12 protein-coding genes are annotated in these 12,735 nt (G+C 69.2%); 7 read left to right on the top strand and 5 right to left on the bottom strand.

Going from position 1 to position 12,735, the window contains the following annotated elements; translation table 11 throughout:
* The first annotated feature begins 187 nt into the window (after window positions 1-187).
* Genes INT49_RS12935 through INT49_RS12920 form a run of 4 tightly spaced genes read left to right on the top strand, consistent with a single transcriptional unit; the run spans window position 188 to window position 4,767 of the window.
* Window positions 188-1,489 carry an enolase C-terminal domain-like protein gene (locus tag INT49_RS12935; protein ID WP_193118159.1) on the top strand — a complete coding sequence of 434 codons (1,302 nt, stop codon included), beginning with the start codon at window positions 188-190 and terminating at the stop codon, window positions 1,487-1,489.
* A gap of 5 nt (window positions 1,490-1,494) precedes the next feature.
* On the top strand, window positions 1,495-2,841 hold the full coding sequence (locus INT49_RS12930; protein WP_193118212.1) for an alpha-L-fucosidase: 1,347 nt from the start codon (window positions 1,495-1,497) through the stop codon (window positions 2,839-2,841).
* A gap of 5 nt (window positions 2,842-2,846) precedes the next feature.
* Window positions 2,847-3,827 (top strand): aldo/keto reductase, encoded by a 981-nt coding sequence (locus INT49_RS12925; RefSeq protein ID WP_193118158.1) that lies wholly within the window; start codon window positions 2,847-2,849, stop codon window positions 3,825-3,827.
* Entirely contained in the window at window positions 3,820-4,767 is a 948-nt protein-coding gene (locus INT49_RS12920) for an amidohydrolase family protein (RefSeq protein ID WP_319021615.1), read from the top strand. The genes INT49_RS12925 and INT49_RS12920 overlap by 8 nt, the downstream gene beginning before the upstream one ends.
* A 28-nt stretch (window positions 4,768-4,795) precedes the next feature.
* Here the strand turns inward: INT49_RS12920 and INT49_RS12915 are convergent, their stop codons facing one another.
* A complete protein-coding gene (locus INT49_RS12915; protein WP_193118157.1) occupies window positions 4,796-5,488 on the bottom strand; it encodes a FadR/GntR family transcriptional regulator in 693 nt (230 codons plus the stop codon).
* Window positions 5,489-5,793: 305 nt separating this feature from the next.
* On the opposite strand from INT49_RS12915, the gene INT49_RS12910 reads away from it, so the two are divergent.
* The 3 genes from INT49_RS12910 to INT49_RS12900 all read left to right on the top strand — a co-directional run bounded on the left by INT49_RS12910 (window position 5,794) and on the right by INT49_RS12900 (window position 10,029).
* A complete protein-coding gene (locus INT49_RS12910) occupies window positions 5,794-8,376 on the top strand; it encodes an ATP-dependent Clp protease ATP-binding subunit (protein ID WP_193118156.1) in 2,583 nt (860 codons plus the stop codon).
* Between the two features lie 187 nt (window positions 8,377-8,563).
* Entirely contained in the window at window positions 8,564-9,523 is a 960-nt protein-coding gene (locus tag INT49_RS12905) for a DedA family protein (RefSeq protein WP_226850467.1), read from the top strand.
* Window positions 9,520-10,029: an amino-acid N-acetyltransferase gene (locus tag INT49_RS12900; protein WP_193118155.1), complete on the top strand. Its 510-nt coding sequence runs from the start codon at window positions 9,520-9,522 to the stop codon at window positions 10,027-10,029. The genes INT49_RS12905 and INT49_RS12900 overlap by 4 nt, the downstream gene beginning before the upstream one ends.
* A 126-nt stretch (window positions 10,030-10,155) precedes the next feature.
* Here INT49_RS12900 and INT49_RS12895 read toward each other — a convergent pair whose 3' ends face one another.
* From INT49_RS12895 to INT49_RS12880, 4 genes are all read right to left on the bottom strand, one after another.
* Entirely contained in the window at window positions 10,156-11,037 is an 882-nt protein-coding gene (locus tag INT49_RS12895; RefSeq protein ID WP_193118210.1) for an HhH-GPD family protein, read from the bottom strand.
* A 113-nt stretch (window positions 11,038-11,150) separates the two neighbouring features.
* Window positions 11,151-11,567: a large conductance mechanosensitive channel protein MscL gene (gene mscL / locus INT49_RS12890; RefSeq protein ID WP_193118154.1), complete on the bottom strand. Its 417-nt coding sequence runs from the start codon at window positions 11,565-11,567 to the stop codon at window positions 11,151-11,153.
* Window positions 11,568-11,625: 58 nt separating this feature from the next.
* Window positions 11,626-12,261, bottom strand: coding sequence for an SAF domain-containing protein (locus INT49_RS12885; RefSeq protein ID WP_193118153.1), 636 nt, complete (start codon window positions 12,259-12,261; stop codon window positions 11,626-11,628).
* A gap of 90 nt (window positions 12,262-12,351) precedes the next feature.
* Window positions 12,352-12,717 carry an FmdB family zinc ribbon protein gene (locus tag INT49_RS12880; protein WP_193118152.1) on the bottom strand — a complete coding sequence of 122 codons (366 nt, stop codon included), beginning with the start codon at window positions 12,715-12,717 and terminating at the stop codon, window positions 12,352-12,354.
* Window positions 12,718-12,735: the final 18 nt, after the last annotated feature.

The following is a 12,735-nucleotide window of genomic DNA, read 5'->3' as shown; positions in this document are numbered from 1 at the left end:
CCATTTCTGTCATCTAGCATTACGGCTCATCGACGGAGTGTCTCTGACCTGGGGCTTTGCGGGCGGCGAATCGGGGGTGCAGGTCTTGGGTCTGGACTGGGAGTGCGGTAGTCTCGTCAGACATCCGAGGTCTTGTTGGTGTCCGTGCCGCGGGCGCAACGACCCACGTCTTGCAAGGAAGTACTCGATGCCCACGTTCACGACCCTCGACGTCACCGACGTCCGGTTCCCGACGTCGACTTCGCTCGACGGCTCCGATGCGATGAACAAGGACCCTGACTATTCGGCCGCCTATCTCGAGATCGGGACCTCCGACGGCGACAGCGGCGTGAGTCTGGTCTTCACGATCGGTCGCGGGAACGACGTGCAGGGCGCGGCCATCCGTGCGTTATCGCATCATCTGCTCAACCGGGACGTCGACGAGGTCCTGAGTGACGTCGGAGCGGCGGGTGCGGCGATGACGGCCGACTCCCAGCTGCGCTGGCTGGGTCCGGAGAAGGGCGTCATGCAGATGGCGATCGGTGCGGTCATCAACGCGCTCTGGGATCTGCGCTGCGTCCGCGAGGACAAGCCGCTGTGGAGAGTGCTCTCGGATCTCTCCCCCCGTGAGCTCGTCGATCTTGTCGACTTCCGGTACCTCGAGGACGCCCTCACGCGCGAGGAGGCGCTGGGGATCCTCGAACGTGCAGCCCCTGGTCGCACGGAGCGGATCGAGGAGCTCGAAGCGAAGGGGTTCCCGGCGTACACGACGACGCCCGGATGGTTGGGCTACGACGACCAGAAGCTCGAGCGACTTCTCTGCGAAGCAGCGGACGACGGCTTCGAGATGGTCAAGCTGAAAGTCGGTGCGGATCTCGACGACGATATCCGGCGCTTCTCGATCGCCCGAAAGGTGCTGGGGGAGGGTTTCCCCATCGCGGCGGATGCCAACCAGCGCTGGGGGGTCCAGGAAGCCGAGAACTGGATGAATGCCCTCCGTCCCCAGGATCCGTACTGGATCGAGGAGCCGACCAGTCCTGATGACATCCTCGCGCACGCCGAGATCCGCCGGCGCATCGCGCCGATCCGTGTCGCTACCGGCGAGCACGTGCACAATCGCGTCATGTTCAAGCAGCTGCTCCAGGCGAGGGCGGTGGATATCGTGCAGATCGACGCCACGCGGGTCGGGGGAGTTCACGAGAACATTGCGATCCTGCTGCTGGCCGCCAAGTTCGGGATCCCTGTCTGCCCGCATGCAGGAGGAGTGGGATTGTGCGAGATGGTCCAGCACCTGTCGATGCTCGACTTCGTGGCCATCAGCGGCTCCTTCGAGGATCGCCGAATCGAGCATGTCGACCATCTCCACGAGCACTTCGTCGAACCCGTGAGGCTTGAGCACGGGCGCTATCTCCCGCCGGAGAAGCCCGGCATCGGTGCCCGGATGCACGCCGGGTCGATCGCAGACCACCGTTTCCCGGACGGCCCGGTCTGGAAGGAGCTCCTCCCGTGAGCCGCATCGATGCACCCTCGCCGGCGTCGCGCCTCGAAGGCGTCGACGCCGACCCTCACGCCTGGTTCGACGACGCCCGGTTCGGGCTCTTCGTGCACTTCGGCCTCTACGCGATCCCGGCGCGGCACGAATGGTCGATGACGCGTGAGCACCGCACCCTCGAGGACTACAGCAGCTATACGGAGTTCTTCGATCCCGATCGGTTCGACGCCCCGGATATCGCCCGCCGGGCCCGCGAGGCCGGCATGCGCTACGCCGTGCTCACCACCAAGCACCACGAGGGATTCTGCCTGTTCGAGACGGAGCACACGGACTACTCGGCGCCGGACGTCTGCGGCCGCGATCTGGTGCGCGAGTTCGTCGACGCGCTGCGCGCCGAGGGCCTCCACGTCGGCTTCTACCACTCGCTGCTCGACTGGGCGCATCCGGATTTCACGATCGATGTCAGCCATCCGCTGCGCGACCGGGAGGACGCCGCGGAGCTGAATTCCCACCGCGACATGGGCCGCTATCGGAAGTACCTCCATGCCCAGGTGCGGGAGCTGCTCACGAACTACGGGAGGATCGACTACCTCTTCTTCGACTTCACCAACCCTGACCGGGACGGCAAGGGCCCCGAGGACTGGGATGCGGAGACACTGCTGGCGATGGTGCGCGAGCTGCAGCCCACCTGCGTGGTCAACGACCGGCTCGGCATCCCCGGCGACCTCGTCACCCCCGAGCAGTACCAGCCGGCCGCCCCGATTGCCACCTCAGGCGGCGATCCCCTGCGCTGGGAGGTCTGCCAGACCACCAACGGATCCTGGGGGTATGACCGCGACAACCACGACCACAAGAGTCCCGACCTGCTGGTGCGGATGCTTGTGGACTCCGTGGCCAAGGGCGGCAACCTCCTGCTGAACGTCGGGCCCGACGGCCGCGGAGCCGTCTCGTCGCCCGACCGGGAGATCCTGCGCCGGATCGGGGAGTGGATGGACCTGCACTCCGCCTCGGTCCATGGAGCGGGCCCGGCCGATGGCCTGGTTGCGCCGCAGGGGACCGTGCTCACCCAGCGCGGGGACCGGCTGTACGTGCACCTGACGACCTGGCCGATGCAGCACCTCCACCTGCCCGGCCTGTCGGGAGCGGTGCGCTTCGCTCGGTTCCTGCATGATGGGTCCGAGGTCGCCCTGAGCACGATCGATCCCGACCAGCAGGCCATGAACATGACCCCGGCAGGTCTCGGCTCCGACGTGCTGACGATGACCCTGCCCATCCGTCGGCCGGACGTCCTGCTGCCGGTGATCGAACTGTGGTTCGATCAGGCCCCCGGCGCGCAGAGCAGCCCGCCGATCCCCACCTTCGAGGAGTGAAGCCCATGGAGTCCGCAACTCCCGGTCCCGTCGAGTCCGCCCGCCACCGCCGTCCCGGACCGGCCCGCCTGCCGGAGCTCGGCTATGGCGCCGCCCAGCTCGGGAACATCTTCCGCGTCACCACCGAGGAGGAGGCCCGCGGCGCCGTCGAGGCCGCCTGGGAGGGCGGCATCCGCATGTACGACACGGCGCCCCATTACGGGGTCGGCACCAGCGAACGGCGCCTCGGCGCGCTGCTGGCGCCGTATCCCCGCGAGGAGTACCTGATCTCGACGAAGGTGGGCCGCCTGCTGGTCCCCGGACCCGGCGACGGTGACGACATGGACAACGAGTTCGCCGTGCCGAACGACTTCGTGCGCCGCTGGGACATGACCGAGGAGGGCATCCGTCGCAGCCACGCCGATTCGCTCGAACGCCTGGGCCTGGACAGCGTGGACATCCTCTACCTCCACGACCCCGAGGAGGCGCCCGAGGAGCACTCGATGGACGAGGCGCTCGCCGCGCTCGTCGCGATGCGCGACGAAGGGCTCATCAGCCGCATCGGCGTGGGCTCCAAGGACGCCGGCGTGCTCACGCGCGCGGCACGCACCGGCCTGATCGACGTGGTCATGATGTCCGGGCGCTACACCCTGCTCGAGCAGCCGGCCGCGGCGGAGCTGCTGCCCGCATGCCTCGAGCACGGTGTCGAGGTCGTGGCGGTCTCGGTGTTCAACTCCGGGATCCTCTCGCGACCTGTGGTGCCCGATACGGCGAAGTACGAGTACGGCGACGCCCCCGAGGACCTCCTGCAGCGAGCACGTGAGCTGGCCGCGCTCGCCGAGGAGCATGGGGTCGAGCTGCCGGACCTGGCGATCCGCTACCCGCTGCGGCACCCGGCGATCTCCTCGGTCGTGCTGGGCATGCGCACGGCGGACCAGGTGCGCCAGAACATCGAGCGCATCGACCAGGTCATCCTCGAGGAGCTGTGGGAGCAGATCGGTGCGTGAGGCGGCGCAGGCCCGTCGCACGGGGGCCCACCTCTCGGACACCGTTCCCACCGACATCCGCCTCACGGACACCCATCTGCACCTGTGGGACCGCTCCGGCGGCGGGTACGGCTGGCTCGAGGGAGCGCCGGAGGCGCTGCGGCGCGACGCCCGTTGGGAGGAGGTCGCCCCGCAGCACGGCGCGCTCGGCACCACTCGCGTCGTCCTGGTGCAGGCCGATGACACGCTCGAGGACACCCGCGCGATGCTGGACGCCGCAGAGCTCGTCGAGGCGCACGCCGAGGCAGGCCAGGGGAGCGTGGACCGGGTCGACGTCGTCGCCTGGCTGCCGCTCGCCGATCCCGTGGACACCGCGACGATGCTGGACGACGCCGCGATGATGCGCCGGGTCGTGGGCGTGCGCCATCTCGTCCACGATGATCCGGATCCGGGCTTCCTGGACCGGCCTGCGGTCCGGGGGAGTCTGGCGCTGCTCGCCGGCCGCGGGCTGCCGCTGGATGTCCCAGATGCCTACCCTCGGCATCTCGACCAGGCGACCCGCCTCGCCGGCGAGGTCGACGACCTGGTCGTGGTGCTCGATCATCTCGGCAAGCCGCCGCTGGGGGACGCACGGGAGATGGCCCGCTGGGAGCAGGCCCTGCGGGGCTTCGCCGGGTGCGGGACGACGGTCGCGAAGCTCTCGGGCCTGTCCACGAGCGGTCAGGGGTACGCCGCTGTCGAGGATCTCCGCGCCGCTGTCGACCTGGCCCTGGACCTCTTCGGGCCGGAGCGGCTGATGTTCGGCAGCGACTGGCCGATCGCCCCCGTGCCCTTCGATCTCCGATCCGGGACGGGCGACCTGCTGGCGCTGCTGACGGAGCTGCCGGTCGAGGACCGCGAGCTGGTCCTGCACGGCACAGCGGAGCGCGTGTACCGGCGGGCGGCCGACGACAGGCCCTGACTCCGGGTGGTGGCGGGCGCGACGTCGGTCAGACGACCGTGGTCCCCTTCTGGATCCAGCTCTCGACGCCACCGATGTGGGCGGCGGCATGCACCCGCGCGAGATCTCCGCGACCGGCCTTCAGCGCGTCGAGGATGCGGCGGTGCTCGGCGAGCGTGGACTCCACGGCGGCATCCTCCGTGAGTCCTCTCCAGACCCGGGCCCGGGCGGTCGCGCTCGCGAGGCCCTCGAGCATCGAGGTGAGATAGGCGTTGGGGCAGCGACTCGTGATGAGCTGATGGAAGTCGATGTCCGCCTGCACCAGCTCCTCGACCGAGGAGTGGTCGGAGAGGTCGACCATGAGCTGCTCGAGGCGCTCGAAGTCATGCTCGCTCAGATGCGAGCAGGCCTGCTCGACAGCTGTCGGCTCGAGCAGCCGCCGCACCTCGAGGATCTGTCCCTCGCCGGACCCCTGGTGCAGGTCGAGGATGAACCCCAGGGATTCCACGAGCACGCTCGGCGCGAGCGAGGTGACGTAGGTGCCATCCCCCTGGCGCACGTCGAGCACGCGGATCACCGAGAGCGCCTTGACGGCCTCGCGCAGGGAGTTGCGGCTCACGCCGATGCGTTCGGCGAGCTCCTTCTCCGGGGGCAGACGGTCCGCGGGACCGAGTTCGCCGTCGATGATCATCTGCTTGATCGCATCGATGGCCCGGTCGGTCACGGCATGCGGTGCTGGCATCGCGTCCTACTCCTCGCTGGACCGGCGTACGTGCCGGTCACGACGTGATCGATGCTAGTCGACCGCTGCGCCGTGCGGGGCAGGTACGACGCAGTCACCCAGACCCCGGCCCAGACCCGGGCCCGTGTTCGGGGCTGGGCGCGGGAGGCCGGGAGGAGGGAGCCGGAAGAGCCTGATCGCAGGAGCGGGGACGGGCCGTGTCGGCACCGGGCCGGCTGCGCATCACGCCAGCGGCGAACAGGCGCGGCTTCCGGGCCGAACCCGCGTAGTCTCGATCCATCACCACCACCGGACGGGGGAGGACCATGTTCGAACGCTTCACCGATCGCGCCCGCCGCGTCGTCGTCCTGGCGCAGGACGAGGCTCGGCTGCTCAATCACAACTACATCGGTACCGAGCACATCCTGCTCGGGCTGATCCATGAGGCTGAAGGCGTGGGCGCCAAGGCGCTCGAAGCCCTCGGCGTCACCCTCGATGCAGTGCGCGAGCAGGTTCGCGACATCATCGGCGAGGGCAACCAGACCCCGAGCGGCCACATCCCCTTCACTCCTCGCGCGAAGAAGGTGCTCGAGCTGAGCCTGCGCGAGGCGCTGCAGCTGGGACACAACTACATCGGCACCGAGCACATCCTGCTGGGCCTGCTGCGCGAGGGCGAGGGCACGGCCGTCAAGGTCCTCTCCCGCCTCAAGGCCGAGCCGTCGGCTGTGCGCCAGGAGGTCATCGAGCGTCTCTCGGGCTACCAGGGCAAGGAGCCGGCCACGGCCGGCGGCCCGTCCGAGGGCCAGCCCGCCGGGTCGCTCGTGCTGGACCAGTTCGGCCGCAACCTCACCCAGGCTGCCCGCGAGGGCAAGCTCGACCCTGTCATCGGGCGGGACAAGGAAGCCGAGCGGGTGATGCAGGTGCTCTCGCGCCGCACCAAGAACAACCCCGTGCTGATCGGCGAGCCCGGCGTCGGCAAGACCGCGGTCGTCGAGGGCCTGGCCCAGGCGATCACCGCCGGGGACGTCCCCGAGACGCTCAAGGACAAGCAGCTCTACACGCTCGACCTCGGGTCGCTGGTCGCCGGCTCCCGCTACCGCGGTGATTTCGAGGAGCGCCTGAAGAAGGTGCTCAAGGAGATCCGCACCCGCGGCGACATCATCCTGTTCATCGACGAGATCCACACCCTCGTGGGTGCCGGTGCCGCCGAGGGCGCGATCGATGCCGCCAGCATCCTCAAGCCGATGCTGGCCCGCGGCGAGCTGCAGACCATCGGGGCGACCACCCTCGAGGAGTACCGCAAGCACATCGAGAAGGATGCGGCCCTCGAGCGCCGCTTCCAGCCGATCCAGGTGGATCAGCCCTCGGTGGCGCTGACGGTCGAGATCCTCAAGGGGCTGCGCGACAAGTACGAGGCGCATCACCGCGTGACCATCACCGATGCCGCGCTGGTGGCTGCCGCGAACCTCGCCGACCGCTACGTCAACGACCGCTTCCTGCCGGACAAGGCGATCGATCTGATCGACGAGGCCGGTGCACGTCTGCGCATCCGTCGTCTCACCGCGCCGCCCGAGCTCAAGGAGTTCGACGCCCAGATCGAGACCGCGCGCACGAAGAAGGAGGAGGCGATCGACGGGCAGGACTTCGAGCTCGCCGCCTCCCTGCGTGACGAGGAGCAGCAGCTCAAGACGCAGCGCGAGGAGAAGGAGAAGGCCTGGCGCCACGGGGAGACCGATGCGGTGACCACGGTCTCCGAGGAGGTCATCGCCGAGGTGCTCGCCGCCTCGACCGGCATCCCGATCGTGAAGCTCACCGAGGAGGAGTCCTCGCGTCTGCTCAACATGGAGGACGAGCTGCACAAGCGCGTCATCGGTCAGCACGAGGCGATCCGGGCGCTGTCCCAGGCGATCCGCCGCACCCGTGCCGGGCTCAAGGACCCCAAGCGTCCCGGTGGCTCGTTCATCTTCGCCGGCTCCACCGGCGTCGGGAAGACCGAGCTCGCGAAGGCGCTCGCGGAGTTCCTGTTCGGGGACGACGAGTCGCTCATCCAGCTCGACATGTCCGAGTTCGGCGAGAAGCACACGGCCTCGCGCCTGTTCGGCTCGCCTCCCGGCTACGTCGGCTACGACGAGGGCGGCCAGCTCACCGAGAAGGTGCGGCGCAAGCCCTTCTCCGTGGTGCTGTTCGACGAGGTGGAGAAGGCCCATGTGGACATCTTCAACTCGCTGCTGCAGATCCTCGAGGACGGCCGGCTCACGGACTCCCAGGGTCGCGTGGTCGACTTCAAGAACACCGTGATCATCATGACCACCAACCTCGGTACCCGGGACATCGCCAAGGGCGTCTCCATGGGCTTCACCGCGGGCGGCGATCTGAACACCGATTACGAGCGTATGAAGTCCAAGGTCCACGAGGAGCTCAAGCAGCACTTCAAGCCCGAGTTCCTCAACCGCGTCGATGACGTGGTCGTGTTCCCGCAGCTGTCGCAGGACGAGATCGTGCAGATCGTCGACCTGATGGTCGCGAAGCTCGCCGTGCGACTGGCGGAGAAGGACATGACCATCGAGCTCACCGACGGGGCCAAGAAGCTGCTCGCCGAGAAGGGCTACGATCCGGTCCTCGGAGCGCGGCCCCTGCGCCGCACGATCCAGCGCGACATCGAGGACGTCCTCTCGGAGAAGATCCTCTTCGGCCAGGTCCACGTGGGCGACACGATCGTCGTCGACGCGGAGGGCGAGGGTCTCCTCGGCGAGCTGACCTTCAACCGTCGTGACGAGAACGGTGTTCTCGAGTCGATCACCGAGCTGGTCGACGTGGCGTCGGTGACCAAGGCCCGTGCCGAGGAGGTGTCCCGTCCTGACGGGACGGCGAACTCGGACACGGACAACGCGGAGGCCAGCGCCTCCTGACCGGTGTGAGGCCGGCCCTGTCCGCGAGGACCGGGCCGGCCTCTCCGGATCGCGACGGTGCGCGAGCGCCCGCCGCAGCATGCACCGCTCGAGGGGCTCCACCCACGGCGGAGCCTCTCGCAGGGCAGTGCTACCGAGGCGGCGCTGAGGCCGTCGCCAGAACCGAGGAACCGGAGGGACAGATCGCATGGGCGGATTCGTCGACTGGATGCTGTCCCTGACCGGCCAGGTCGAGGACTGGATCATGGTCGTCGCCGACGCCTGGTGGATCTACCTCCTCGTCTACGGCTTCGCGGCGTTCGACGGCTTCTTCCCGACGATCCCCAGCGAGTCGACGATCGTCTCGCTCTCCTCGCTCTGGTCGTCCTCCGGCCGCCCCTACATCATCCTGATCGGCCTCGCGGCCTGGATGGGGGCCTGGACGGGGGACAACCTCGGCTACTTCCTGGGTCGGAAGATCGGGTGGCAGCGGTTCAAATTCCTGCGGGAGGGCAAGGGACGACGGGCCGTCGTCGCCGCCGAGACGGGCCTGGAACGACGAGCTCTCGTCTTCCTCATGACCGCTCGCTACATCCCCTTCGGCCGCACCGCGGTGAACCTGGTCGCCGGAGCGGTCCGCTACCCGCACAAGGAGTTCTGGCCCCGGTCGTTGCTGTCCACCTTCGTGTGGGCGGTCTACTCCTGCGCCATCGGTGCGGTGGCGGGCGCCTGGTTCGGTGAGCACCATCTGCTGGCGATCACCGCAGCGCTGGTGGCAGCCGTGGTGCTCGCCCTCGTCGTGGAGCGCGTGATCAACGCCGTGCACAAGGCGCTGGACCGGCGGGCGGACAGGAACGCCGGTGACGCGGCAGGGGCCGGCGACGCCGCTGCATCCGACCACATTGCTGGCGCCGACCACGCTGCTGGCACGGATGGCACTGCTGACGCCGACCACACTGCCGACACGGACGGCACTGCTGGCGCCGAGGAAGCGGCTGGTAGCGCGCACACGGCTGATGCTGACCGTGCGGCGTCTCCTGGCCACCCCGCGGATCCTGGCCACTCCGAGCAGGCAGGCGCAGCTGAGGAGCCGAGCTCCACCGCGGAGGACCTGCTCCTCACCGAGTCCGAAAGCATTCCCGCACAGAGTCAGGACAGTCCCGCATGACCCTCACCATCCGCCCGGCGCTGCCTGCTGACGTCCGCGGGATCAATCGGCTGGTCGAGCCGATGACCCACACGGGGATCCTGCTCGGGAAGGACCTGGTCTCCTACTACGAGGCCGTCCAGGAGTTCCTGGTCGCCGTCGATGACGAGGACATGGTCGTGGGCTGCGGAGCCCTCCACGTGATGTGGGAGGACCTCGCCGAGGTCCGAACGCTCGCGGTGAGCGACGCCCAACGGGGCACGGGGCTGGGCCACCGCCTGCTGGATGCGCTGCTCGACCGCGCTCTGCAGCTGGGCCTGAGCCGCGTCTTCTGCCTCACCTTCGAGGTCGAGTTCTTCACGCGGCACGGGTTCGAGGTCATGGCCGACGTCGTGGACCCGGAGATCTACAACCAGCTTCTGCGATCGCCCGACGAGGGCATCGCGGAGTTCCTCGACCTGGCACGGGTCAAGCCCAACACCCTCGGCAACACCCGCATGATCAAGGCCCTGGTCGCGGGCGACTGACCGCCGAGCACCTGCCGTCCTCGCCGGACGTCGCTGCGGGCCAGGGCCCATTCCGTGCCCGACGCCGTTCTCGGAGCGACCCACCGACGCCCGTGGGTTCCTCAGCCACCGACGCCCCAGGGCACCTCAAGGCAGCCTGAGCCGTCCTGCCGAGCGCACCGCCAGCCCGTCTGTCACGAGCGAGGCCTCGCATCGGACGACCCGCTCAGGATCTGCGGCGTCCAGCGCGAGCAGCGCCGCGTGCGTCGCCTCCCCGTCACGTCGCAGCACAGCCATGATCTGTCCCCGCAGCTGTCGATCGGTGCCCTCGAAGGCCTGGCGACGCCGGGACCCCTCGGGCGCCGCCGGGCTGCCCGCGGCCACCCACGCGCACCCGGCCTCGGCCAGCGGGCACTGCCCGCATCGTGGCGACCTGGCCGTGCACACGAGCGCCCCGAGCTCCATCACAGCCTGGTTCCAGGCGACGGATCGATGACGCTGCGGGGGAAGGGTCCTGGTGGCCAGGGCGCGTTCGGCGGCGGAGTACGACGGGGCGGGAAGGGCGAGCCCCTGCACGCTGCGAGCGAGCACCCGACGGATGTTGGTGTCCACCACGACTGCTCGCTCATGGTGGGCGAAGGCGGTCACCGCCGCCGCAGTGTATTCGCCGATCCCGGGCAGCGCCCGCAGCGCCTCGATCCCGCGGGGCACCACGCCGCCGTGCTCACGGACGATCGTCTGCGCGCAGTCCTGCAGCCGCAGCGCCCGGCGCGGGTACCCGAGGCGGTCCCATGCCCGCAGGACCTCTGCTGTCGGCGCGTCCGCGAGATCGGCAGGCGTCGGCCACCGCTGCATCCAGTCGGTCCAGCGCGGCAGGACGCGGACCACCGGGGTCTGCTGCAGCATCACCTCGGAGACGAGCACGGCCCAGGGGTTGGTGTCCTCGTGGCGCCAGGGGAGATCGCGGCCGTGGTGCCGGAACCAGTCGATCACGGTGTCGATGATCGTCCCGAGCTCCGGGTCGACCATCGTGCTCTCGGCGCTGAGAGGTGGATCGGGGTCGACACGACCGACGCGGGGCGGGACCGAGAGGTCCCGCCCCGCGTCGAGGTGGTGCGGTGCGTGAGCACCGGTCATATCGTTCAGGCCTGGGGCGGGGTGGTGCCGCCGCGCTGCACGACCAGGGCGTCGCGGATCTCGGTGAGGAGCGCGATGTCCTCGGAGATAGCGGTCTCCTCCTCCTCGGGGAGCCCACGACGACGGCGGTCGATCTTGCGGGCGTGCGAGATCGGCAGCACGAAGACGAAGTAGACGACGGCCGCGGTGATCAGGAAGGCGATGATCGCGGAGAGGATCGCGCCGATGTCGACCAGGGTCGAGTCGTTGGTGATCTTGAAGGCGAGGCCGTTGACGTTGCCGCCGCCGAAGACGTTGATGATCGGCTGGATCAGGTTGTCCACGAACGCACCGATGAGCGCGGTGAACGCGGAGCCGATCACGACACCGACCGCGAGGTCGATGACGTTGCCCTGCATGACGAAGTCCTTGAAGCCCTTCATGGGACATCCTTACTGAGGAGGGGAGGGAGACGGACCGTCGACATGGTCCATCGGGACTCTAACCGATCAGGGAGATGCTCATCCAACCTTCGTGGAGGGAGTGGGCGAGGTCTCCTGACCGTGTTCGCTCCACCGCGACCACCATCTCCGTCGAGGCCCCTGCCCCCGGCGCCACGAGCGAGGACCCGGTGGGCTGCGCTGCGGGGAGCTCGACAACCCGTGCGGTGATGCGTTCGGGGGACGAGAGGTCCGGACCCGTGCTGAGGATCTCGATCTCGACCCCCGGTGTCAGCCGGGGGACGAGGGCCGACGGGACCGGGACGGCCATCAGGACGAACCCCTCGGGCAGCTCCGTCGGGCCCCCGCCCGTGAGCACCCCGGGAAGCACGGGAGCACCGGCCGGCAGGGGCAGCGCGGTCTCCCGGCCCACCACGTCCTCCTGCGAGGTCGGCGCCCCGGTCGGGACCAGCTCCGCCGCGATCCGCACCTCGCGCAGCTGGTGCTCGGACAGCTCCGTGCCGGCCGGGAGGTCGACAGCGGTCACCACGACGGAGGTCCCACGGACCGTCGGGGGGAGCAGGGCAGGGGCGAGGGCAGCTACCAGGAGCGCGGCGACGAGCACGGCAAGAGTGCGGCGTCGGCGACGCACCGAGCGACGCAGGAGAGGAAGCTGAGCACGGATCCAGGTGAGCATGCGGAGGACGCTAGGTCGGCGCGCAGGCACCGATCTCGTCGACCCCGCTCGCGGTGGATGAACCGCCCCTGGGGAGGAGAGGTCCCGGTGTCAGGAGGCGGGGGCCGCCGCAGCCGCCGGTGCGGAGGTCGAGGAGCCGCTGCTGGAGGTGCTGCCCGAGGTGGAGGTCGCAGCGGGCGTCGAGGAGCTCGACTCGCTGGAGGAGCTCGACTCGCTGGAGGAGCTCGACTCGCTCGAGGAGCTGCTCGAACCCGAGGCCACGGAGGCGGCGGAGGACGATGCGGAGTCCGTGGAGTAGAAGCCAGGGCCCTTGAAGACGATGCCGACCGAGTCGAAGACCTTGCGCAGGGCGTCCTGCGTGCACTCGGGGCAGGTCACCAGCGAATCCTCGCTGAAGCTCTGGTACTGCTCGAACCGATGACCGCAGCTCTTGCAGGCGTAGACATAGGTGGGCACGCGGAGTCCTCCGGAATG

The sequence above is a fragment of the Brachybacterium tyrofermentans genome (assembly GCF_014897585.1).
In the GTDB taxonomy this organism is placed as follows: domain Bacteria; phylum Actinomycetota; class Actinomycetes; order Actinomycetales; family Dermabacteraceae; genus Brachybacterium; species Brachybacterium tyrofermentans.
The sequence above is the reverse complement of the archived record's forward strand: the minus strand, read 5'-3'. Positions and strand labels throughout refer to the sequence as shown.